Source organism: Mesorhizobium sp. WSM4813 (assembly GCF_055811555.1).
Map to the genome: position 1 here is coordinate 57,131 of NZ_JBVVQU010000009.1, position 23,259 is coordinate 80,389.

The 23,259-nt window shown below is 62.8% G+C and carries 23 protein-coding genes and 1 pseudogene; 19 read left to right on the plus strand and 5 right to left on the minus strand.

Features of this window, described 5'->3' with window-relative positions; genetic code table 11:
• Positions 1-12: 12 nt before the first annotated feature.
• Positions 13-603, minus strand: coding sequence for a transglycosylase SLT domain-containing protein (locus AC0L25_RS07195; protein WP_473594845.1), 591 nt, complete (start codon positions 601-603; stop codon positions 13-15).
• Positions 604-819: 216 nt separating this feature from the next.
• On the opposite strand from AC0L25_RS07195, the gene AC0L25_RS07200 reads away from it, so the two are divergent.
• From AC0L25_RS07200 to AC0L25_RS07215, 4 genes are all read left to right on the plus strand, one after another.
• Positions 820-2,358, plus strand: coding sequence for a trimethylamine methyltransferase family protein (locus AC0L25_RS07200; protein WP_473594846.1), 1,539 nt, complete (start codon positions 820-822; stop codon positions 2,356-2,358).
• 81 nt (positions 2,359-2,439) lie between these two features.
• Complete coding sequence (locus tag AC0L25_RS07205) at positions 2,440-4,881, plus strand: GcvT family protein (protein ID WP_473594847.1); 2,442 nt, start codon at positions 2,440-2,442, stop codon at positions 4,879-4,881.
• On the plus strand, positions 4,878-5,006 hold the full coding sequence (locus AC0L25_RS07210; protein ID WP_473594848.1) for a hypothetical protein: 129 nt from the start codon (positions 4,878-4,880) through the stop codon (positions 5,004-5,006). Before AC0L25_RS07205 ends, AC0L25_RS07210 begins: the two co-directional genes overlap by 4 nt.
• A gap of 82 nt (positions 5,007-5,088) precedes the next feature.
• Positions 5,089-5,595 (plus strand): hypothetical protein, encoded by a 507-nt coding sequence (locus AC0L25_RS07215; RefSeq protein WP_473594849.1) that lies wholly within the window; start codon positions 5,089-5,091, stop codon positions 5,593-5,595.
• A gap of 97 nt (positions 5,596-5,692) precedes the next feature.
• Here the strand turns inward: AC0L25_RS07215 and AC0L25_RS07220 are convergent, their stop codons facing one another.
• Positions 5,693-6,469 (minus strand): VOC family protein, encoded by a 777-nt coding sequence (locus tag AC0L25_RS07220; RefSeq protein ID WP_473594850.1) that lies wholly within the window; start codon positions 6,467-6,469, stop codon positions 5,693-5,695.
• 176 nt (positions 6,470-6,645) lie between these two features.
• Here AC0L25_RS07220 and AC0L25_RS07225 point away from each other — a divergent pair, with 176 nt between their 5' ends.
• From AC0L25_RS07225 to AC0L25_RS07250, 6 genes are all read left to right on the plus strand, one after another.
• Positions 6,646-7,362, plus strand: coding sequence for a gamma-glutamylcyclotransferase (locus AC0L25_RS07225; protein WP_473594851.1), 717 nt, complete (start codon positions 6,646-6,648; stop codon positions 7,360-7,362).
• 141 nt (positions 7,363-7,503) lie between these two features.
• Positions 7,504-8,868: an NAD(P)-dependent oxidoreductase gene (locus AC0L25_RS07230; RefSeq protein ID WP_473594852.1), complete on the plus strand. Its 1,365-nt coding sequence runs from the start codon at positions 7,504-7,506 to the stop codon at positions 8,866-8,868.
• A gap of 2 nt (positions 8,869-8,870) precedes the next feature.
• Positions 8,871-10,184: an NAD-dependent dihydropyrimidine dehydrogenase subunit PreA gene (preA, locus tag AC0L25_RS07235; RefSeq protein WP_473594853.1), complete on the plus strand. Its 1,314-nt coding sequence runs from the start codon at positions 8,871-8,873 to the stop codon at positions 10,182-10,184.
• 337 nt (positions 10,185-10,521) lie between these two features.
• Entirely contained in the window at positions 10,522-11,040 is a 519-nt protein-coding gene (locus AC0L25_RS07240; protein ID WP_473594854.1) for an RrF2 family transcriptional regulator, read from the plus strand.
• Between the two features lie 11 nt (positions 11,041-11,051).
• Positions 11,052-11,510: a carboxymuconolactone decarboxylase family protein gene (locus AC0L25_RS07245; protein WP_473594855.1), complete on the plus strand. Its 459-nt coding sequence runs from the start codon at positions 11,052-11,054 to the stop codon at positions 11,508-11,510.
• Positions 11,511-11,570: 60 nt separating this feature from the next.
• Positions 11,571-11,939 carry a DoxX family protein gene (locus AC0L25_RS07250; RefSeq protein WP_473594856.1) on the plus strand — a complete coding sequence of 123 codons (369 nt, stop codon included), beginning with the start codon at positions 11,571-11,573 and terminating at the stop codon, positions 11,937-11,939.
• Between the two features lie 138 nt (positions 11,940-12,077).
• Here AC0L25_RS07250 and AC0L25_RS07255 read toward each other — a convergent pair.
• Together AC0L25_RS07255 and AC0L25_RS07260 are read right to left on the minus strand one after the other, a co-directional pair.
• Positions 12,078-12,936 (minus strand): annotated as a pseudogene (locus tag AC0L25_RS07255) (SDR family oxidoreductase).
• Positions 12,937-13,252: 316 nt separating this feature from the next.
• Positions 13,253-13,882, minus strand: a complete 630-nt coding sequence (locus AC0L25_RS07260; protein ID WP_473594857.1) for a TetR family transcriptional regulator C-terminal domain-containing protein — start codon at positions 13,880-13,882, stop codon at positions 13,253-13,255.
• A gap of 254 nt (positions 13,883-14,136) precedes the next feature.
• Between AC0L25_RS07260 and aptA the strand changes: the two genes are divergently transcribed.
• From aptA to hydA, 5 genes are all read left to right on the plus strand, one after another.
• Positions 14,137-15,465 (plus strand): omega-aminotransferase AptA, encoded by a 1,329-nt coding sequence (gene aptA / locus AC0L25_RS07265; protein WP_473594858.1) that lies wholly within the window; start codon positions 14,137-14,139, stop codon positions 15,463-15,465.
• A 112-nt stretch (positions 15,466-15,577) separates the two neighbouring features.
• On the plus strand, positions 15,578-15,994 hold the full coding sequence (locus AC0L25_RS07270; RefSeq protein WP_473594859.1) for an endonuclease domain-containing protein: 417 nt from the start codon (positions 15,578-15,580) through the stop codon (positions 15,992-15,994).
• Positions 15,995-15,998: 4 nt separating this feature from the next.
• Entirely contained in the window at positions 15,999-17,249 is a 1,251-nt protein-coding gene (locus AC0L25_RS07275; RefSeq protein ID WP_473594860.1) for a Zn-dependent hydrolase, read from the plus strand.
• A 168-nt stretch (positions 17,250-17,417) separates the two neighbouring features.
• Positions 17,418-17,783 (plus strand): endonuclease domain-containing protein, encoded by a 366-nt coding sequence (locus AC0L25_RS07280; protein WP_473594861.1) that lies wholly within the window; start codon positions 17,418-17,420, stop codon positions 17,781-17,783.
• Between the two features lie 84 nt (positions 17,784-17,867).
• Positions 17,868-19,319 (plus strand): dihydropyrimidinase, encoded by a 1,452-nt coding sequence (gene hydA / locus AC0L25_RS07285; RefSeq protein WP_473594862.1) that lies wholly within the window; start codon positions 17,868-17,870, stop codon positions 19,317-19,319.
• A gap of 17 nt (positions 19,320-19,336) precedes the next feature.
• Here the strand turns inward: hydA and AC0L25_RS07290 are convergent, their stop codons facing one another.
• Entirely contained in the window at positions 19,337-19,741 is a 405-nt protein-coding gene (locus tag AC0L25_RS07290; protein ID WP_473594863.1) for a cupin domain-containing protein, read from the minus strand.
• Positions 19,742-19,869: 128 nt separating this feature from the next.
• Here AC0L25_RS07290 and AC0L25_RS07295 point away from each other — a divergent pair, with 128 nt between their 5' ends.
• The 4 genes from AC0L25_RS07295 to AC0L25_RS07310 are packed head-to-tail and all read left to right on the plus strand — an operon-like array spanning position 19,870 to position 23,193.
• Positions 19,870-20,661, plus strand: coding sequence for an ABC transporter ATP-binding protein (locus AC0L25_RS07295; RefSeq protein ID WP_473594864.1), 792 nt, complete (start codon positions 19,870-19,872; stop codon positions 20,659-20,661).
• Positions 20,651-21,181, plus strand: a complete 531-nt coding sequence (locus AC0L25_RS07300) for an endonuclease domain-containing protein (RefSeq protein ID WP_473594865.1) — start codon at positions 20,651-20,653, stop codon at positions 21,179-21,181. Before AC0L25_RS07295 ends, AC0L25_RS07300 begins: the two co-directional genes overlap by 11 nt.
• Complete coding sequence (locus AC0L25_RS07305) at positions 21,182-22,060, plus strand: ABC transporter permease (protein WP_473594866.1); 879 nt, start codon at positions 21,182-21,184, stop codon at positions 22,058-22,060.
• The gene (locus AC0L25_RS07310) at positions 22,057-23,193 is read left to right on the plus strand and encodes an ABC transporter permease (protein WP_473594867.1); all 1,137 of its coding nucleotides are present in this window, start codon (positions 22,057-22,059) and stop codon (positions 23,191-23,193) included. Before AC0L25_RS07305 ends, AC0L25_RS07310 begins: the two co-directional genes overlap by 4 nt.
• Positions 23,194-23,259 lie beyond the last annotated feature (66 nt).

The following is a 23,259-nucleotide window of genomic DNA, read 5'->3' on the forward strand; positions in this document are numbered from 1 at the left end:
TCCGCGGCGCCGTCAAGGCGCGCATTGGCGTAGCTGCGCGGCGTAATCCCGAGCCATCTGCTCGGTGGCCCGCGCATAGCGCTGCACGCCGGCATCGCCGCGGTTCCCGCGGCCATAGGCTGTCCAGCCGAGATAATAGGCCAGATAGAGATTGTAGGTGTCGTTGCGGGCGACGCCGAGCGTGGCTGATGTCTTGGAATGATACCAGCCGACGAAATCGACGGCATCGGCAAACCTGGTGCGGCGCGCCGTCCAGCTGCCGGTCTCGTTCTGGTACTGCGCCCAGGTGCCGTCGAGCGCCTGCGAGAAGCCGGTGGCGCTGGAGACGCGTTTCCAGGGAATGAAGCCGAGAAGCTTGGTGCGCGGCGGCCTGGCATTGCTCTTGAAGCCGGATTCCTTTCGCACCGTCGCCATCAGCACGGGAACCGGCACGCCGTGCTTCCGTTCGGCGCGTTCGGCGGCCGCCTGCCAGTTATCGAACCAACCGTCATTCTGGTCGAACACGGCGCAGACATTGTTGATATGGCGTGGCGGCGTCGAGCAGCCCGACAGCGCCAGCAGTACGGTAACAGCTACAATTTTACTAAAACTCGACCTACTCATTGGAAGAGGATTAGGCCGAAAACATAAAGGGAATCTTGCGGCGTTCCTTAACGGCTTATCGGCTGCTTAGGCCGGGCGGAGTAAGGAGAATATTACGTCGGTTTCTGTCGCTTTTGTCGGTACGAAATTCCAGAAATGCCGCCTTGGCTAAAATCACGCCCGCAGGTGGCGGATTTCTGACAGCCCGATCACCGTGCCGGCGCTTTGATGCGCCGCATGACCGAACCGAGACGCAAGCGCGGCGCTGAGCGAACCAGCAACAGGGGACCGACCGCCATTCCGCAACTGCCGTTGCGCCGCGTGACAAATCCCTATCCGCCAATGGCGATGATCTCGGCCGACCAGATCGAGGCGATCCACGAAGCCTCGATGCACATTCTGGAGAATTTCGGCATTGAGGTGATGAGCCCGCGGGCGCTTTCGCTGTTCGAGAAGGCCGGGGCCAAGGTCGACCATGCGTCGATGACTATCTGCATCGACCGCGGCATGGTCGATGAGGCACTGAAGACGACGCAGTCGAGTTACCGGCTTACGCCGCGCAACCCGGCCCATACCGTCCATCTCGGCGGTAACACTATCAATTTTACGCTCGTCGCCGGACCGCCCAACGTGCACGATATGGAACGCGGCCGCCGCGCCGGTAATTTGCGCGACTACAGCGATCTCACCCGGCTGGCGCAGCATTTCAACTGCATCCACATGTTGGGCAACCAGGTCTGCGCCCCGGTGGAACTGCCGGCCAATTCCCGCCACCTCGACACCTATTTCGCCAATCTGACGCTGACCGACAAAAGTTTTCACGTTTCGGCGATCGGCCGTGGCAGGGCGCTGGACGGCATCGAAATGATGGCGATTTCGCGGGGCTTAAGCCTCGACCAGATGCGCCACCATCCCGGCGTCACAACCATCATTTCGGTCAACTCGCCGCGCCGCTTCGACGAGATGATGGCCGAAGGGCTGATGACCATGGCCGAGTTCGGCCAATCGGTCGCGGTGACGCCGTTCACGCTGATGGGGGCGATGAGCCCGGTGACGCTTGCCGGCGCGCTGGCGCAACAGAACGCGGAGGCGCTGTTCGGCGTGGTCTTGACGCAGCTTGTCCGCCCTGGTGCCCCGGTCATGTATGGCGCCTTCACCTCCAATGTCGACATGAAGTCGGGCGCGCCGGCCTTCGGCACTCCGGAGAACACCAAGGCCAACATCGCGTCCGGGCAACTGGCGCGGCGCTATGGCCTGCCTTACCGGACGACGCCGGGCTCGGCCTCGAATACCGCCGACGCGCAAGGCGCCTACGAGACGCTGATGGCGCTGTGGGGCGCGGTGCTCGGTCACGGCAATCTCGTCTACCACGCTGCCGGCTGGCAGGAAGGCGGGCTGACCGCGTCGTTCGAGAAGTTCATCATCGACGTCGAGATGATCCAGCACATGATGGAGTTTTTGCGCCCGATCGAAGTCAACGAGGCCGAACTCGCCGTCGAGGCATTGGGGGCGGTGCCGACCGGCGGCCATTTCTTCGGCGAGCCGCACACGCTGGAGCGCTACGCCACCGCCTTCTACCAACCGATGCTCTCCAACTGGCAGAACTACGAGGCCTGGCAGGAGGCCGGCGGGCTCGACGCCACGGCGCGGGCGACGCGGCTGTGGAAGAAAGCGCTGGAAGACCATGTCGAACCGACGATGGATATTTCTGTGCGCGAGGCGCTGGAGGCTTATGTGGCAAAGCGCAAGGAAGCGATCGGACAGGGCGAACCGTGATGTCTTTGGTGTCGGTCCGCTCAACTCCTGTCATCCCGATTCACTTCACCCCTCCAACTCCCTGAAATAACGAGAAAACCCATGAAATCGCATGCAAAGGTCGTGGTCATTGGCGGGGGCGTCGTCGGCTGTTCGGTGCTGTTCCATCTCGCCCGTCACGGCTGGACCGACATCGTGCTTCTGGAGCGCGACGAGCTGACCTCCGGTTCGACCTGGCACGCGGCCGGCGGTATGCACACGATCAACGGCGACCCCAACGTCGCCAAGCTGCAGAAATACACGATCTCGCTCTACAAGGAGATCGAGGAGCTGTCCGGCCAGGCGACCGGCGTCCATCTGACCGGCGGCGTGCTTTTGGCGGCGACCGAGGCGCGGCTCGACTGGCTGCGCGGTGTCGTCGCCAAGGGCCGCTATCTCGGCATCGACCTCGAGGAGATTTCGCCTGATGAAGCGGCCGAACTGATGCCGCTGCTCGACCCCAAGCAGTTCGTCGGCGCGGTGCGCAACAAGGAGGACGGTCATCTCGACCCATCTGGCGTCACCCACGCCTATGCCAAGGCGGCCAGAAAACTTGGCGCCGAGGTCGAGCGCTTCACCAAGGTCGAGGACATCGTGCGCCGCTCCGGCGGGCTGTGGCGCGTCATCACCAACAAGGGCGAGGTGGTGGCCGAGCATGTCGTCAATGCCGGCGGCCTGTGGGCGCGCGAGGTCGGCCGCATGGTCGGGCTGGAACTGCCGGTGCTGGCCATGGAGCACATGTACCTGATCACCGAGGACATGCCGGAGGTCGCCGCCTGGAACCAGAAGACCGGCACGGAGATCATCCACGCGGTCGATTTCGACGGTGAGCTCTATCTGCGCCAGGAACGCGGCGGCATGCTGATGGGCACCTATGAGAAGGCCAATAGGCCATGGTCCGAATTTTCCACGCCGTGGAATTTCGGACACGAACTGCTGGAGCCCGACATCGACCGCATCGCGCCGTCATTGGAAGTCGGGTTCCGGCATTTCCCAGCCTTCCAGAACACCGGCATCAAGCAGATCATCAACGGGCCCTTCACTTTCGCACCGGACGGCAATCCGCTGGTCGGTCCGGTGCGCGGCCTGCCGGGTTTCTGGGTCGCCTGCGGCGTCATGGCCGGCTTTTCGCAGGGCGGCGGCGTTGGCCTGGCGCTGTCGAACTGGATGATCGAGGGCGATCCCGGCGCCGATATCTGGGCGATGGATGTCTCGCGCTACGGCGACTGGGCGACGATGGCCTACACCAACGCCAAGGTGCGTGAGAATTATTCGCGTCGTTTTTCCATCCGCTTCCCCAATGAGGAACTGCCCGCCGGGCGGCCGCTCAAGACCACGCCGGTCTATGATCTTTTGTCGGCCAAGGGCGCGCAATGGGGCGTGGCCTATGGGCTGGAAGTGCCGCTGTGGTATGCGCCCGAGGGCGTCAAGGACGAGTTCTCGTGGCGGCGCTCGAGCGATTTCCAGCATCTCGCAAGAGAGGTGAAGACGGTGCGGACACGTGTCGGCCTGTCGGAAATCTCGTCATTCGCTAAATACAAAGTGACGGGCGAGGGAGCGGCAGCCTGGCTCGACCGCCTGCTTGCCTGCAAGCTGCCAAAAGCCGGCCGCATGGCGCTGGCGCCGATGCTGAAGGAAGACGGCAGGCTGATCGGCGATTTCTCGCTGGCCAATCTCGGCAGCCCCAATTCCAACGGGTTGGGCTGGTTCCTCGCCGGCTCCGGCATTGCCGAGCAGTATCACATGCGCTGGTTCGAGGCGCATCTGCCGCAAGATGGCTCGGTCCGTATCGAGGCGTTGGGGGCGAGACTGACTGGCCTGTCGATTGCCGGTCCGAATGCGCGGAACGTGCTGGCAAAGGTTACGCGGGCGGATGTGTCGAATGCGGCGTTTCCGTTCATGGCCATCCGCAAGGTGGATGTCGGCATGGCGCCGTGCCTGGTCGGCCGAGTCAGCTACACCGGCGATCTCGGCTACGAGATCTGGGTGGCGCCGGAATATCAGCGTGCCGCGTACCAGACCCTGATGGCGGCTGGCGAAGAATTCGGCATCGGCCTGTTCGGCTCGCGCGCGCTCAATGCGCTGCGGCTGGAGAAGAACTACGGTTCGTGGGCGCGCGAATACCGGCCGATCTATGGTCCGCTGGAGGCCGGGCTGGATCGCTTCGTCGCCTACGGGAAAGAAACCGATTTCATCGGCAAGCAGGCTGCACTGGCTGAGCGCAAGCAAGGCGGCAAGCTGCGGCTGCGCGCCTTTGTCGTCGATACGGCAGACGCCGACGTCATCGGTGACGAGCCGATCTGGTTCGACGGCGCCGTGCGCGGCTGGGTCACGTCAGGCGGCTACGCGCATCATTCGAAGACGTCCGTGGCTATGGGCTACGTGCCGAAGGAAATCGCCGATGAGGCCGACGGTTTCGAGATCGAGCTCTTGGGTAAGCGCTATCCCGCGCGCGTGCAGCCGACGCCGCTGTTCGACGCGAACCTTGAGCGGATGCGGGGATGAAGGCGCCGTTTGTGGCGGCTCAAGCGCTGCGGCGGTTGTCCAGCGCCGTGCTCGATGAACTGCAACGCGGTCATGATGCGCAGAATGCCCGGCGCCTGCGTTGGCCTGCCATCAACAACCGGTGATTGGAATGTTCCTGTCCTTTTATTCTAGCTATGGTTGCATTCAAATCGTTATAGTTGTATTGATAGCCAGACACTCCAAACCATGTGGGTTCCGTTTGCCATGAGAAAAGTCCTGGTCAGCCTATTCGCCATCCTTGCAGGCACCAGCGTCGCCATGGCCGACGACGCCGGCTGTGCTGCTTTCAAATGGCCGGTGACGCGCGAGGAGGCCCTGTTTGCGGCAGCGCCCGCCGCGCAGTCCGGCGCTGACCTTTCGGTCGGCGAGGCTGCAGATGTGGCGTTGGCGCCGGTCGACACGATCAGCTTCACCGTTCCGCCGGAACGCGCGCCGGCAGCCGGTAGATTCGGCGCGACGGCAAGCGTGGCCGTGCCCCCTGAGGGAGAGCTCCAGATCAGCCTGTCTGATGAGGCCTGGATCGATGTCGTCCAGGACGGCAAAACCGTAAAATTGGCGGCTTTCAGTGGTATGAAGACCTGTCCGGGGATTCGCAAGAGCATGCGCTTCAAGCTGGCCGCCGGCCTGGCGACCATCCAGTTCAGCGGCGCGAAAAAAGAGACCCTCAAAGTCGCGGTGCTGACGCCGGAGTAATTCTCGAAGGGGCCGAAGGACAGGGCTCCTCCTGGTCCTGCCGGACATCTCCCAATTGGATCCCTGTGGGAGAGATCGGCCACTGCTGCCGACGTTGTTACCGCACAGGCGCCATCAACGCGAAATGAGCGCCTTGCCGATCCGTGCACTGCACGATCCAACTGCCGCCGGGAACCCCCATCGGCCCCATCAGGACCTCGCCGCCATTGTCGGTCACCCGCTTGGCCGCCGCGTCGATGGCTGGAACATTGAAATAGAACTGCCAGACCGGCACCGGAATCTGCTCGGGCTTGTTCATCATGCCGCCGATAGGTTCGCCGTCGAAGGCGAAGAGCTGGTATGTGCCCATTGGACCCATGTCCATGGCGTCGCCCTTGGTCCAGCCGAACTGGCCGGAGTAGAAATCGAACGCAGCCCGCCAGTCGGTCGTGTAGAGTTCATGCCAGCCGACATGGCCGGGAGTGGTGGCCGGCACCGGCGGCTGGTCGGGGCCATCCGGCTGCAGGAAGTTGAAGGCCGCGCCTTGCGGATCGGCGACGACGGCAAAGCGGCCGACGCCCGGAATGTCATCGGGCTCGCGATGAACCGCACCGCCGGCCTCCTTCAACGATTTCGTCGAGGCATCGACATCCCTGGTGTGGATGTAACCGACCCAGGCCGGCCGCATGCCCATCTTGCGCACGTCCTCGGGCTGGGCCATCAACCCTGCAACGCCGCGCTCGCCGACATTCATGACGATATAGCGCGGCATGCCTGGCGCGCCCTCGAAGGCCTGTGCCTTCCAGCCGACCACCTCGGTATAGAATGCCTCGGCGGCGTCGAGATCGGTGGTCATCAGCTCGTACCAGAAAAAGGGCATCGGGGACTTTGGCATTGTCGTGCTCCTTGGGTTTCCAGTTATCGATCATGCGTGATCCATCTAGGACGATCTTCGCGACGGAATTCCGACATCTGGGCCAGAAATCGATGGCGGCAAGGCGCCCCTCGTTCGCAATCTTGCGCATGCTGCGGTTTTCGACTTTGCTTATCGTCAACGGAGAGTGTTGATCCATGCGCCGGATGTCGCTCACTTCAGAGCTTGTCGCGCTATGCCATCGGGAGGAGGCCGATCCCGGTCCTGATGGAAGCTGGACGCAACTGAATGATAAGGATTTCCAAACCCTCGCGGCGCGGCTATCGGATGAAGCAGACGCGGGCCCCTTGTGGGTGTTCGCCTATGGCTCGCTGATCTGGAAGCCGGCTTTCGAGTCCGTCGAACGACAGCGCGCCACCGCTTTCGGCTGGCATCGGTCCTTCTGCCTCGACATCGCCCGCTGGCGCGGCAGCGCTGCGCAGCCGGGCTTGATGATGGCGCTCGAACGAGGTGGGCGATGCGGTGGTGTGATCTACCGCTTGCCGGAAGGGGAAAAGCCGCTGCAGATCGAAAGACTGTTGCGGCGCGAGATCGACGATCACGAGAGCGTCGGCTCGGTCAGATGGCTTCCAGTGCGTACGGCTCAAGGTTCACTGCGGGCGCTGGGCTTCTGGATCGGTGTGACCGGCAGGGGGACGTCGCTCAACCAGCCCTTGGAAAATGTGGCGCGGGTGCTGGCCAGAGCATGCGGGCATGTCGGATCCGGTGCCGAATATCTCTATAATACCGTCAGTCACCTGGAAGCGTTTGGCATTCGCGACCACAATTTGTGGCGGCTGCAGGAACTGGTCGCGAACGAGATCAGGTCGATCCATCGCTGTGCCCCAGGAATGGGCCTCCTGTCTGCCCCGTGATCGCGCGTGAAGCCCGAAAACATGAGTATGATTATCATGTTTTTATCGTGGTATTTCAGCGGCTTGCGTCGAAAATTGACCAATTGATAAAAAAACAAAACGTGTTAGCCTTCGGCAAAACCACAAGAATGGGGAAGCGGAATGGCGACTGGTCATTTCAAGCAGGGCATTGCCGGCGGCCGGCTTTCGCCTGAACAATATGCGGATAATTTTTCAGACCTGCATCCGCCGCTCGATCATCACGAGGCGCTGGTCGAGTCCGATCGCTGCTATTTCTGTTATGACGCGCCCTGCATGAACGCATGCCCGACCTCGATCGACATCCCGCTGTTCATCCGCCAGATCTCGACAGGCAATCCGATCGGCTCGGCCAAGACGATTTTCGACCAGAACATTTTGGGCGGCATGTGCGCCCGCGTCTGCCCGACCGAGACGCTGTGCGAAGAGGTCTGCGTGCGCGAAGTGGCGGAAGGCAAGCCGGTGCAGATCGGCCGCCTGCAGCGTTATGCCACCGATGTCGCCATGGCTGAGAATAAGCAGTTTTACCGGCGCGCCGCCCCGACCGGCAAGACGATCGCCGTCGTCGGCGCCGGACCGGCCGGGCTTGCAGCCGCTCATCGGCTCGCACGCCACGGACATGACGTGACCATCCTGGAAGCCCGCCCGAAAGCCGGCGGCCTCAATGAATACGGCATCGCCGCCTACAAGAGCATCGACAATTTCGCCCAGGCGGAGGTCGATTATGTCACGTCGATCGGCGGCATCGATATCCAGAACGGCAAGGCGCTCGGCCGCGACTACCAGCTGTCGGACCTGACCAGGAACTACGACGCGGTGTTCCTCGGCATGGGGCTTGGCGGCGTCAATGCGCTGCGCGCCGACGGCGAGGACGCGCAAGGCGTCACCAATGCGGTGGAGTTCATAGCGGAGCTTCGCCAGGCGAGCGATCTTGCCAGTCTGCCGGTCGGCCGGCGGGTTGTCGTCATCGGCGGCGGCATGACGGCGATCGACGCGGCGGTGCAATCGAAGCTGCTCGGCGCCGAAGAGGTGACGATCTGCTACCGGCGCGGGCAGGAGCACATGAACGCTTCCGAATTCGAGCAGGATCTGGCCGCCGCCAACGGCGTCATCATCCGTCACTGGCTGCAGCCGAAGCGGGTCATTGCCGAAGGCGGCAAGGTCTCGGGCATCGAACTCGAATATACAACGATGGATGGCGACAAACTCGTCGGCACCGGCGAGCGGTTGACGCTGGTTGCCGACCAGGTGTTCAAGGCGATCGGCCAGAGCTTTATTCCCTCGGCGCTCAACGGCAGCGGCGCCTTGCTGGCCCTGGAAGCCGGCCGCATCAAGGTCGATGCCGAAGGCCGCACCTCGCTGGCCAATGTCTGGGCCGGCGGCGATTGCATCTTTGGCGGCGACGACCTGACAGTCTCCGCCGTCGCACAGGGCCGCGACGCAGCCGAATCGATCCACCGGGCACTGACCTCAAACGGGAGGGCATGAGCATGGCAAACATAAGCAACAATTTCGTCGGCATCAAATCGCCGAATCCGTTCTGGCTGGCGTCGGCGCCGCCGACCGACAAGGCCTACAACGTCATCCGCGCCTTTAAGGCGGGCTGGGGCGGCGTGGTGTGGAAGACGCTCGGCGAGGAAGGCCCGCCGGTGGTCAACGTCAACGGTCCGCGCTATGGCGCGATCTGGGGCGCCGACCGTCGCCTGCTCGGCCTCAACAACATCGAACTGATCACCGACCGCGACCTGCAGGTCAATCTGCGCGAGATCAAGCAAGTCAAGATGGACTGGCCCGACCGCGCCATTGTCGTCTCGTTGATGGTGCCTTGCGAGGAGCATGCGTGGAAGGCGATCCTGCCGGTGGTCGAGGAGACGGGGGCGGACGGCATCGAGCTCAATTTCGGCTGCCCGCACGGCATGTCCGAACGCGGCATGGGTGCCGCCGTCGGCCAGGTGCCGGAATACATCGAAATGGTGGTGCGCTGGTGCAAGGCCAACACCCGCATGCCTGTTATCACCAAGCTGACGCCGAACATCACCGATGTGCGCAAGCCGGCGCGCGCAGCACTTGCCGGCGGCACGGATGCGGTGTCGCTGATCAACACCATCAATTCGATCACCGGCGTCAATCTCGATAGTTTCGCGCCGGAGCCGACCATCGACGGCAAGGGTTCGCATGGCGGCTATTGCGGTCCGGCGGTGAAGCCGATCGCCATGAACATGGTGGCCGAAATCGCCCGCGATCCGGAAACGCATGGGCTGCCGATCTCCGGTATCGGCGGCATCACCACGTGGCGCGACGCCGCCGAATTCATGGCGCTCGGCGCCGGCAATGTGCAAGTGTGCACGGCGGCGATGACCTATGGCTTCAAGATCGTGCAGGAGATGATCGCAGGCTTGGAAAACTGGATGGACGAGAAGGGCCATGCCTCGCTCGACGATATCGTCGGCCGCGCCACGCCCAACGTCACCGACTGGCAGTATCTCAACCTCAACTACGTCGCCAAGGCGCATATCGACCAGGAGGCCTGCATCAAATGCGGCCGCTGCCACATAGCCTGCGAGGACACCTCACACCAGGCGATCACCGCAATCGTCGACGGCGTCAGGCATTTCGAGGTGATCGAGGCCGAATGCGTCGGCTGCAATCTCTGCGTTAATGTCTGCCCGGTCGAGAACTGCATCACCATGGAGCCGCTGGCGGTCGGCGTGATCGACCAGCGCACCGGCAGACCGGTGTCGCCGGTCTACGCCAACTGGACGACGCATCCGAACAACCCGATGGCCAAGGTGGCGGCGGAGTAGGGGGCGGACGGGGATCGGCTAGCAGTGCAGCCGTTGAGGTCGGCGCTGCCCCTCATCCGCCTGCCGGCACCTTCTCCCCGTAAACGGGGAGAAGCCCGCTGGCCGCGGCCTTGGCTCTCTATTCTGCAACGCTGGAGATTGGCGAAAACTTCGATGCCGGCGTCTTTCTCCCCGTTCTACGGGGAGAAATGCCCGGCAGGGCAATGAGGGGCGGCGCCATCGATCGGATAAAATCGCCGGCAGCGCAGCCATCCCATCCAGAACCGAGACTCTAATTTCCTATTGCGGATAAAAATTATCCACGATAGTATGTATCCATGAATCGGAGATCAGCACAATGAAGCTGGGCGAAGGCGTCGAGGCGGCCATCCACTGCGCCGCGATGCTCGCCGGCGTCGAAGGCGCGGCGACAATGCCGGGTGCTGCCATGGCGGAAGCGTTCGGCCTGTCGCCGAGTTATCTCCTCAAGCATCTCAAAACACTAACGGCGTCGGGCATCCTCGAATCGGTGCCGGGGCCATCGGGCGGTTACCGGCTGGCACGGTCGGCGGAGCGCATAACGCTGCTCGACATCGTGCTCGCCGTGGAAGGACGCGAACCGGCCTTCCGTTGCGGCGAAATCCGTCAGCGCGGGCCGGCCAGGCTCGATGCCTCGGCCTATGTCAAACCCTGCGGCATCAGCGTCGCGATGCTGAAGGCCGAGCGCGCCTACCGTGCCGCTCTTGCCGAGGCCCGGCTGTCCGACATCGTTGCGGACTATATGAGCGACGCCGATCCGCGTTCAGTCGCGGCGAACTGCGCCTTCGTAGAGCGCCGTCAGCGGCCGCAAAAATCGAGTTCAACCAAGCAAGCGTGAAAGGTAAAGCGATGAAACAGAGGCTGCAATTCTTCGGCGCGGCGCCGGAAATCATGAAAGCGGTGTCGGCGCTCAACAAGGCGGTTGACGAATGCGGGCTCGAGGTGAGCCTGCTGCATCTGATCAAGCTCAGGGCATCGCAGATCAATGGCTGTTCGTACTGCGTCGAGATGCATAGCCGCGAGGCGCGTCGCGATGGCGAGACCGAGCAACGGCTCTATCTCGTTTCTGCCTGGAAGGAATCGCCGCTGTTTTCCGAGCGCGAGCGCGCTGCCTTCGCCTGGACCGAGGCGGTGACGAAGATCGCCGACAATGGCGTTTCGGACGAACTCTATGCAAGGACGCTCGAGCATTTCTCGGAAGAGGAGTTGGTCAAGCTGTCGGTGGCGATCGGCATGATCAACACCTGGAACCGGCTTTGCGTTCCGTTCCACGCCCTTCATCCGATGCCGGCGGCGAAAGCTGCCTGAGCGGTTGGACCGGCGCGCGGCCTAGGTGCCGCGTGCCATTTTTGTTTGGGAATCAAGAACATGTTGGCGAATTTTGAGAGCGAGATTCTGTTTGCCGCCCGCCTGCTGCTTGGCGGTGCCTTTGTCTTTGCCGGCCTGCGCAACATCCAGAACGCAACCTTCCTGACCCAACTGATGACCACGCGCGGCGCGCCGCAGGCGCGGCTGATGCTGTGGCTGGGGATCGTCCTGCAGATCGCCGCCGGAGGTCTGGTGATCGTAGGCATCTGGACCGCCTTGGCGGCCGCATGCCTGATCCTGTTCCTGCTTGTCGCGACGCCGATGTTTCACAATTTCTGGGACCATCAAGGGCAGGAACGCGCAGCCCGCATCAACGGCTTCGTCGGCAACGTCGCGCTGATCGGAGGATTTCTGGCGCTGATGGCGTAGCCGGTATAGCGGGGTGCGGGCGGCCGACTCGCCGAGGCAGCCGCCACGGTCCTTGGCGACATGCCTTCTTGTTGAGCATGATCTATGGTCCCCAGTTTTCGCGCGGTCGCGAGGCCATGCAGGAAGAGCCGTCGATGATCACGGCATGTGAGGGTTTTCGGTCATGGATGCTGAAATCGAAGCGCGCTCGACAAGCTCGCGGCTCAATGTCCGCAGTTGCTGTCTTGCCTTTGCGTCATAGGCTTGCGCGTTGGTGCGAGATTCCCTCTGGCCGTCGAAATAGAGGCCGCTCCGCCCTTCGAGCGCTGGCGACGTCGCGAGATTGATGATGGCCTCGGCCGCCGGTTTCGACCGAGTTCCACGGCGTGATGCCTGCCTGCCGGACCATGGTGGTGTTCATGTAGCTTGCAGGATGCAGGCTGTTGACGGTGACGCCCGTGTTCTTCAGTTCCTGCGCCAGATCGATGGTGAACATGATCTGCGCCAGCTTGCTCTGGCAGTAGGCGCGGACGCCGTCGTAGTTGCGGGTCAGCATGACATCGTCGAAATCGATCGCCTGCTGGCCGGCCGAGGCGACATTGACGACGCGCGCCGGCGCGCTCGCCTTGAGCAGCGGCAGAAGCTCTGATGTGAGCAGGAAGCCGGCGAGATAGTTGACGGCAAAGCGCAGCTCATAGCCGTCGGCGCTGACCTGCCGTCTCGCATTGGCGCCGGCGGTGCCGACGCCGGCATTGTTGATGAGGATATCGAGCCGGTCAGTCCTGGCGCGGACGGCCTCGGTGAGGCGGCGGACCTCGGCCAGGGACGAGAGGTCGGCGATGAGAAGCTCGGCCTTACCGCCGGCAGCTTCGATCTCGGCGACCGTCGTCTTGCCCCGCGTCGCATCGCGGCCATGCACCAGAACCCGCGCGCCACCGGCGCCGAGCCTTTGCGCGACGACGCGGCCGACGCCGTCGGTCGACCCGGTGATGAGGACGGTCTTGTCTTGCAGTTCCATGCTTGGAGCCTCCATGTCGTTGCTCTAAGTGGAAGATGGGACTCCGGCACGCGTCAAACAGGTCAAACTTTGTCCTGGTATCGTTACTGCTATAATGACGCCGATTGGTTCCCCGACACATTCAGCCGATGGTGGCCGCCGTAGCAGCCGCGAAGCGGCGTCGCGAAGACCATGGAATCCATGGCCGTGGCATCAACGAGGAACGCCGCGGAGAAGAATTCTGCACCCCAGCAGCGCTCTGATGTCCCGGCATGGACCTGAGGTCTGCGCTGCGGCGCTCCGCTCCTTGCTGCGCCCCAGGATGACGAAACGAGAGTTAGGTTTTCGGCTTCAGCCCGTCGATGAACAATTGCTCGAGAAACCTCGCCGCGTCCTCGAAGCGGCCGTCGCCGCCGCGGTCGGGGCCGAGCACGGCGCGGACCTGAACGTCGAAATCGGCATAGTGCTGCGTCGTCGCCCAGATCGAGAAGATCAGGTGCCAAGGGTCGGTGCGGGCGATCTTGCCGGCGCGCATCCAGCCTTTGATCACGGTCGCCTTCTCGTCGACCAGCGTCTTCAGCTCGCCTTCCAGCAGCGGCATGATGCGCGGCGCGCCCTGCAGGATCTCGTTGGCGAACAGCCGGCTTTCCCTAGGGAAATCGCGTGCCATTTCGAGCTTGCGCCTGATGTAGCTGCGCAATTCGGTCAGGGGATCGCCGATGTCGTCGAGTTCGCGCAGCGGCGCCAGCCAGGTGTCCAGAAGCCGCTGCATCAGCGTCTCGTGGATGTCCTCCTTGCGGCGGAAATAGTAGAGCAGATTGGGCTTCGACATGCCGGCGGCTTCGGCGATCTGGTCGATGGTCGAGCCGCGAAAGCCGTTGGTTGAAAAGACCTCGAGCGCCGCCTCCAGGATAAGCTCGCGCTTTTCCTGCTGGATGCGGGTGCGGCGCGGAGCGGGGGTGTCCATGCCAGTCATCATCCCTGCAGGACATTACCGCGAGGGTCATCTGGACCAATTCTCTGGACCAGTTTTTCTTCGGGCTGTGGAGCGCGCTTCCGCTGCCGCATTTCCGCTAGTAATCCCTTGACCGCCGACAGGGCGGTGCTAACGTTTGTCCAATCGGTCAAAATTTGCGTAGCACGAAAACGCAGCAGAGACCAAGTGTCGGGAAGACCAAGCGTTAGCCGCACCGAAACAGGTTACAAGGGGAAGTCTTGGTCATGTCCAACCGGCTGAAAGTCACGCCGAACGATCTCAGCGCATTCTGGATGCCGTTCACGGCAAACCGGCAGTTCAAACAGGCGCCTCGCATGATGGTGTCCGCCAAGGACATGCATTACACGACGAGCGACGGGCGTAAGGTTCTCGACGGCACCGCTGGCCTGTGGTGCGTCAATGCCGGCCATTGCCGGCCGAAGATCACCGAGGCGATCCAGCAACAGGCCGCCGAGCTCGACTATGCGCCGGCCTTCCAGATGGGTCACCCGATCGTCTTCGAACTGGCGAACCGTTTGGTCGACCTCGCGCCACAGGGCATGGACCACGTGTTCTTCACCAATTCCGGATCGGAATCGGTCGAGACTGCGCTGAAGATGGGGATCGCCTATCACCGCGCCAAAGGCGAGGGCTCACGCACCCGCCTGATCGGCCGCGAGCGCGGCTATCACGGCGTCAATTTCGGCGGCATCTCGGTCGGCGGCATCGTCACCAATCGCAAGATGTTCGGCACGCTGCTCGGCGGCGTCGACCACATGCCGCACACGCATCTGCCGGAGAAGAATTCGTTCACCAAGGGCGTGCCCGAGCATGGCGCGGAATTGGCCAACGAGCTGGAGCGCATCGTCGCGCTGCACGACGCCTCGACCATCGCGGCCGTCATCGTCGAGCCGGTGGCCGGTTCCACCGGCGTCATCCTGCCGCCGAAGGGCTATCTCGAGAAGCTGCGCGAGATTTGCACCAAGCACGGCATCCTGCTGATTTTCGACGAGGTCATCACCGGTTTCGGCCGCCTCGGCACGCCGTTTGCCGCCGACTATTTCGACGTCACGCCCGATATCATGACGACTGCCAAGGGCGTCTCCAATGGCGTCATCCCGATGGGCGCGGTGTTCGTCAAGAAGGAAATCCACGACGCCTTCATGACCGGCCCCGAGCATATGATCGAGTTCTTCCACGGCTACACCTATTCGGGCAATCCGATCGCCTGCGCGGCAGCCCTCGGTACGCTCGACACCTATAGGGAAGAGGGCCTGCTGACCCGCGGCGAGGAACTGGCGCCGTATTGGGAAGACGCTCTGCATTCGCTGAAGGGCGAGCCGAACGTCATCGATATCAGAAACATCGGCCTGATCGGCGCGATCGAGCTGGCGCCCATTCCCGGCAGTCCGACCAAGCGTGCCTTCTCGGCCTTCGTCAAGGCGTTCGAGCGCGGCGCCCTGATCCGCACCACCGGCGACATCATCGCGCTGTCGCCGCCGCTGATCATCACCCAGGGCCAGATCAACGAATTGATCGACCATGTGCGTGAAGTGCTGAGGGCGGTGGATTGAGGGACGCGCCGCAGCTTTCCCTCCCCCTTGAGGGGAGGGTGGCCGCGAAGCGGTCGGGTGGGGTCGGTGGCGACGCGCGCCGACCTGATCTTTTGCTGCGAGGTCGCTTCTGATGCCCCGTACCCGCGTAAGCTTCGAAATGCGCCAAAAGGCGCGGGCGCTTCGACTTCACGCGACCAAGGGCGAATCCCTGCTGTGGTATGAACTGCGCGGCCGCCAATGCCCGATCGGGCCCTATATCGTCGACTTCGCTTGTCTTGCAGTAAAGCTGGTGGTGGAAGTGGATGGCGACTTGCACGAACAGGAGAGGGGCAAACGGCATGACGCTGTCCGTGACGCCTATTTGCGATCGCTCGGGTTCGATATCTTTCGCGTCGATGAGCCCGATGTCATAAACAGCGCTTGGCATGTGGCGCAGGTGGTCAAGGAGGTCGTGCGCATGTTCGGCGACCCCACCCGACCGCTTCGCGGCCACCCTCCCCTCGAGGGGGAGGGGGACGCCGGCGTGCCGCAATCGATGAGGTTTTAGAAAAATGGCCGCTCCCGGCGAGAATCTGCGAATCAATTCAGACCGTTTGTGGGATTCGATAATGGAGATGGCGAAGATCGGCCCCGGCGTTGCCGGCGGCAACAATCGCCAGACGTTGACCGACGCGGACGGCGAGGGGCGGCATCTGTTCAGGCGCTGGTGCGAGGCGGCGGGGCTCGAAATGGGACTCGACGAGATGGGCACGATGTTTGCCCGCCGCGAAGGCGCCGACCCTGATCTGCCGCCGGTCTATGTCGGCAGCCATCTCGACACCCAGCCGACCGGCGGCAAGTATGACGGCGTGCTCGGCGTGCTTGGCGGGTTGGAGATCGTGCGCTCGCTCAACGAGCTCGGCATCAAGACAAAACATCCGATCGTCGTCACCAACTGGACGAACGAGGAAGGCGCGCGCTTTGCGCCGGCCATGATGGCGTCCGGCGTCTTCGCCGGCGTCCTCGACCAGGCCGATGTCTATTCGCATGTCGACAAGGACGGCAAGAAGTTCGGCGAAGAGCTCGAACGCATCGGCTGGAAGGGCACCGAGAAAGTAGGTGAGCGCAAGATCCACGCCTTCTTCGAGCTGCACATCGAGCAGGGCCCGATCCTTGAGGACGAGGGCATCGACATCGGTGTCGTCACCCATGGCCAGGGGCTGAAATGGCTGCAGGTGACGCTGACCGGCAAGGAGGCGCACACCGGCTCGACGCCGATGCCCAAGCGCCGCAATGCCGGGCTCGGCATGGCGCGAGTGATCGAGCTGGTGCATGAGATCGCCATGGACTACCAGCCCGACGCCGTCGGCGCGGTCGGGCATATGGAGGTCTATCCGAACTCGCGCAACATCATCGCCGGCCGCACCGTCTTCACCATCGACATCCGCTCGCCGGAAAAGGAAGTGCTCGACGCAATGGATGGCCGTATCCGCGAGGGCATCGACACGATCTGCGAGGCGCTCGACATCCAATATGCGATCGAGCAGGTCGGCCATTTCGATCCGGTCACTTTCGATCCGGGCTGCGTCAAGGCGATTCGTGATGCCGCCGAACGGCTTGGCTATTCGCATCGCAACATCGTCTCCGGCGCCGGCCATGACGCCTGCTGGATCAACCGCGTCGCGCCGACGGCGATGGTAATGTGCCCGTGCGTCGACGGCCTGTCGCACAACGAGGCCGAGGAAATCTCCAAGGAATGGGCGGCGGCCGGCGCCGATGTTTTGTTCCATGCGGTGGTCGAGACGGCGGAGATCGTGGGGTGAGATGTCGGCGCTGTACCCCCACCCCTAACCCCTCCCCACAAGGGGGAGGGGGACTGGCAATGGCGACGCCTTTTCCTGTGGCGAAAGCTTTGATGGGTCAGCTGTGATAGCGCGACGAAAAGCCTCCCTCCCCCTTGTGGGGGGGGATTGAGGGTGGGGGTACTCGTCTTGGCACCGACCGCGCTCGATCCAGCCGCCATAAAGCGTGCCAGAGCACTGCGTCGAAACATGACGGATGGTGAACGCAAACTCTGGTCTGAATTGAAAGAGTTCCGTCGCCTCTACGGCCTGCATGCCAGGAAGCAGGCGCCGATCGGACCTTATATTGCGGACTTCGTGTTGCATGAGAAGAACCTCGTCATCGAGTTGGATGGAGAGCATCACTTCACGCCGGAGCAGATGGACAAGGATCGAATACGCGATGCATGGTTTGGCCGACAGGGCTATCGTGTGCTGCGGTTTTCGACAGGAGACCTGGCAAATTCTTTCGATGGTTGCGTCGAGGAGATATTGCGGGAAGTTGGAGTCATGTAGAGGCCGTCCAGGGCTCGATCCTGAACCGATCTGATCAAGCAAGACGCTCACCAAGAAGCGCGAGAAAAACAAGGGAACAAGAAAATGTCCAAAGTCATCAAGAACGGCACCATCGTCACCGCCGACCGAACCTGGAAGGCCGACGTGCTGTTCAAGCACGGCAAGATCATCGCCATCGGCCCGGATCTGCATGGCGATCACGAGTTCGACGCCAGCGGCTGCTACGTGATGCCGGGCGGCATCGATCCGCACACCCACCTCGAAATGCCGTTCATGGGCACCTATTCGGCCGACGATTTCGAGAGCGGCACGCGCGCCGCCCTTGCCGGCGGCACCACCATGGTCGTCGACTTTTGCCTTCCGTCGCCGCAGCAGTCGCTGCTCGAGGCCTTGCAGATGTGGGACAATAAAACCTCGAAAGCCTCCTGCGACTATTCCTTCCACATGGCGATCACCTGGTGGGGCAAGCAGGTGTTCGACGAAATGGCCACCGTCGTCGACAAGGGCATCACGTCGTTCAAGCACTTCATGGCCTACAAGGGCGCGCTGATGGTCGACGACGACGAGATGTATTCGTCGTTCCAACGCTGCGCCGATCTTGGCGCGCTGCCGCTGGTTCATGCCGAGAATGGGGACGTGGTTGCCGCGCTGTCGCAGAAGCTGCTGGCCGCCGGCAATAACGGCCCCGAAGGGCACGCTTATTCGCGCCCGCCGGAAGTGGAAGGCGAGGCGACCAACCGCGCCATCATGATCGCCGACATGGCCGGCGTGCCGCTCTATGTCGTGCATGTTTCCTGCGAGCAGGCCCACGAAGCCATTCGCCGGGCGCGCCAGAAGGGCATGCGGGTGTTCGGCGAGCCGCTGGTCCAGCATCTGACGCTCGACGAGAGCGAATATTTCAACAAGGACTGGGACCATGCGGCGCGCCGGGTGATGAGCCCGCCCTTCCGCAACAAATTACATCAGGATTCACTGTGGGCCGGCCTGCAGGCCGGATCGCTGCAAGTGGTGGCGACCGACCATTGCGCGTTCACCACCAGCCAGAAGCGCAACGGCATCGGCGATTTCACCAAAATCCCGAACGGCACCGGCGGGCTCGAGGACCGCTTGCCGGTGCTGTGGACCACCGGCGTCAACACCGGCCGGCTGACGATGAACGAGTTCGTCGCGGTGACCTCGACCAACATCGCGAAAATCCTCAACATGTATCCGAAGAAGGGCGCCATCGTCGAAGGCGCGGACGCCGACATCGTCGTCTGGGACCCGAAGCGAAAGAAGACGATCACCTCCAAGAAGCAGCAGTCGGTGATCGACTACAACGTCTTCGAAGGTTTTGAGGTGATCGGCCTGCCGCGCTTCGTCTTCTCGCGCGGCGAACTGTCGATCCAGGAGAACGAGGTCAAGGCGAAGCCCGGCCATGGCGAGTTCGTCGCTCGTGAGCCGAATGCAGCAGTCAACCGGGCGCTGTCGACCTGGAAGGAAATTTCCGCGCCGCGCAAGGTGGAACGCACCGGTATTCCGGCGACCGGGGTGTGAGCTGCTTGGTTTTCGCCTTAGGCGACCAACCCGTCCAGTTCCGGCAGCAGGACGACGCTTTCCTGTTCGTTGGGATCGGTGCGGGCGATGACCGCCGAGGCCGGGCTGTCGCTCAGATTGGCCGGCAGATGCGGCACCCCGGCGGGAATGTAAAAGAGGTCGCCGGCCTTGACCACGATCTGCTGTTCAAGCCGGTCGCCATACCAGGTATGGACCTCGCCGGAGAGCACATAGATCGCCGTTTCGTGGCTTTCGTGCATATGCGCCTTGGCGCGGGCACCAGGCGGCATGGTGAGCAGATGCATGCAGATGCCGGTAGAGCCGACCGTCTCGGCGGCGATACCGGTGAAATAACTCAGTCCCTGCTTGCCTTCATAAGAGCTTTCAGGGCGGATAAGATGACAAGTGGGTTTGGGCGGCATCGGGGAGACTCTCGATCGAGTGGGAACTCTCAGTCGGATAGGACGGGGCGAGTGGAAAGCAACATCGCGGCAAAATCAACCGGATTCCGGCCGGCGCAGCAGCGGCCCAAAAAGGCAGGCTGCGGCCTATGACGGGAACATCGCCAGCGGTCGTTTCGGCAAGCAAGCTCGGCCTGACCTTCCAGACCAGTGACGGTCCGGTGCAGGCGCTGTCGAATGTCGACCTGACCATCGGCAAGGGCGAGTTTGTGTCCTTCATCGGGCCGTCCGGTTGTGGCAAGACGACCTTGCTGCGGGTCATCGCCGATCTGGAAAAACCGACCTCGGGAAGCATCTCCGTCAACGGCATGACGCCCGAGCAGGCGCGCCAGAGCCGCGCCTATGGCTATGTCTTCCAGGCGGCCGCGCTTTATCCGTGGCGCACGATCGAGCGCAACGTGGCGCTGCCGCTGGAGATCATGGGCCTGTCCAAGTCAGAGCAGGCGGCGCGCATCAAGCGCACGCTCGATCTCGTCAACCTGGGCGGCTTTGAGCAGAAATACCCGTGGCAGCTTTCCGGTGGCATGCAGCAGCGTGCCTCGATCGCGCGGGCGCTGGCCTTCGATGCCGATCTTCTGCTGATGGACGAGCCGTTCGGCGCGCTGGACGAGATCGTACGCGATCATCTCAACGAACAGCTGCTGGAGCTTTGGGAGCGGACCAACAAGACCATCTGCTTTGTCACCCATTCGATTCCCGAGGCGGTCTACCTTTCGACGCGGATCATCGTCATGTCGCCGCGGCCGGGCCGCGTGAGCGACGTCATCGAATCGACGCTGCCGAAGAAGCGGCCGCTCGACATCCGTGAGACGCCGGAATTCCTGGCGATCGCGGCGCGCGTCCGCGACGGGCTCAGGGCAGGGCACAGCTATGAGGATTGAGCGGGATGAGCTCCCTCCTCTCCCCAACGGGGAGAGGAGGGCCGGAGCGAAGCGGAGGGCGGGTGAGGGGGCGGCGCCGACAGAACCGACCAAGAGAAAGGCGGGCGCAACCGATCGCGCTCGAAAGCTGCGGGTCGACGAGACTGAGGCTGAATACAGGCTTTGGGGGGAACTAAGAGGACGCCATCTCAACGGCTACAAATTTGTGAGGCAAGTGCCGCTTGGGCCTTTCATCGCGGATTTCGTTTGTCGCGAGAAGGGTCTGATTGTCGAACTCGATGGTAGCCAGCACGCGGACTCGCTAACCGATGCGGCGAGAACTGCTTGGCTGAATGGCCATGGTTATTCCGTTCTCCGGTTCTGGAACCATGAAGTTCTGGCCGAGCGCCGAGCGGTTCTTGATACGATCTTGGCTTGCCTCGACGGAAAGATTTCTACCCCCTCACCCGGCCTCCGCTTCGCTCCGGCCACCCTCTCCCCGTCGGGGAGAGGAGGGAGCCAACCTCGCGAGGGCGGTTAGGTGGACTCCTTTCGCGACAAGATCGTTCCGGTGACCTCGATCCTCGCGGGCGTGGTGGTTGTCTGGTACGTTTTCGCAGCCGTCCTCAACGCGCCATTCCAGCGCGATCTCGACCGCCGTGCCGGCGAAACACCAGGCGTTGTGGAATTCATCGGCAAGACGATGTCGCAGCCGAAGCCGACGCTGCCGGCGCCGCATCAGGTGGCGGTGAATTTCTTCGAGAACACTTTTCTGCGCAAGGTCACCAGCAACCGCAGCCTTGTCTACAATGCCTGGGTGACACTGTCCTCGACGCTGCTCGGCTTCGCCTTCGGCACGGCGCTCGGCATCGTGATTGCCGTCGGCATCGTGCATGTGGCGACGCTCGACCGCAGCCTGATGCCGTGGATCATCGCCTCGCAGACGATTCCGATCCTGGCGGTGGCGCCGATGATCATCGTCGTGCTGGCGGCAATCGGCGTCACCGGCCTGATCCCGAAGGCGCTGATCTCGACCTATCTGTCGTTCTTCCCGGTGGCTGTCGGCATGGTCAAGGGCCTACGTTCGCCCGAGCTCACCCATCTCGATCTGATGCACACCTACAATGCCAGCCCCTCGCAGACCTTCTGGAAATTGCGCGTGCCGGCGTCGGTGCCGTTCCTGTTCACCTCGATGAAGGTGGCGGTCGCCGCCAGCCTGGTCGGCGCCATCGTCGGCGAACTGCCGACCGGCGCCGTCGCCGGCATCGGCGCCAAGCTGCTCGCCGGCGCCTATTACAGCCAGACGATCGACATCTGGTCGGCGCTGGTTGCCGGCTCGGTGGTGGCGGCGCTGCTGGTTATGGTGGTCGGCATTGCCGGGCGCATCGTCGACCGCGCCATGGGCGGGAGGCCGGCATGAGTTCCTTCCTGAACCTTTCGTCAATCACGCCTCGCTCGTGGCAAGGGTATGCCGCGCTTGCTCTTCTTGCCGGAGCGCTCCTTCTTTGGCCGCTTGTCGATGCCGCGCCCGGTTATGGCGTCGCTATAGCGGCTTTGATTTTCTTCTTGCTGCTCCTTGCAATCGCGGCCGATAATTTGCCACCGGCGATTGGCGTGGTGTCGCTCTTCCTCGGCGCGCATGGCGCGGCGTGGCTGCTGCTCGCCGGCATAACCGGCAATGAAGGCACCGCTCGCGCCTCCTTCTATTTGCTGCTTGCTGCTGCATGGCTTCTGGCCTGGCGCTGCGTGACGGTCCTGTCCGCACTTCGCCCGACCTCGCGCTGGGCGGCGACCGCTTTGAGGCTGATCATTCCGGCGATCTTCGGCGCCTGGATCCTGATCATCTGGGAGGCGGTGACGCGCGGCGCGGGCGTTCCTTTCATCCTGCTGCCGCCGCCAAGCGCCATCGGCGTTCGTATCGCCAATTCGCTGCCGGTGCTGGCCGCCGACGTGCGGCAGACCATCTTCAAGGCGGTGATCTTCGGCTACGTCGTCGGCAGCGGTGCCGGCTTCCTCGCCGCCATTGCGGCCGACCGCGTGCCGTTCCTGCGCCGCGGGCTTTTGCCGATCGGCAACATGGTCTCGGCGCTGCCCATCATCGGCGTGGCGCCGATCATGGTCATGTGGTTCGGCTTCGACTGGCAGTCGAAGGCCGCCGTCGTCATCATCATGACCTTTTTCCCGATGCTGGTGAACACGGTCGCGGGGCTTGCCGCCTCCGGCCATATGGAGCGCGACCTGATGCGCACCTATGCGTCGAGCTACTGGCAGACGCTGTTCAAGCTGCGGCTGCCGGCGGCGGCACCCTTCATCTTCAACGCGCTGAAGATCAATTCGACGTTGGCGCTGATCGGCGCCATCGTCGCGGAGTTCTTCGGCACGCCGGTGGTCGGCATGGGATTTCGGATTTCGACCGAGGTCGGGCGGATGAACATCGATATGGTCTGGGCCGAAATCGCAGTTGCAGCACTTGCGGGTTCGGTCTTTTATGGCGTGGTCGCTCTTTTCGAGAGAGCAGTCACGTTTTGGCATCCCTCCGTCCGTGGTGGATAGGGCGGTGGCGGGTTTGGATTCAGGGGTTGAATTGAAGGTCCTGGTCCTAAAGGGTGAACACTTAAC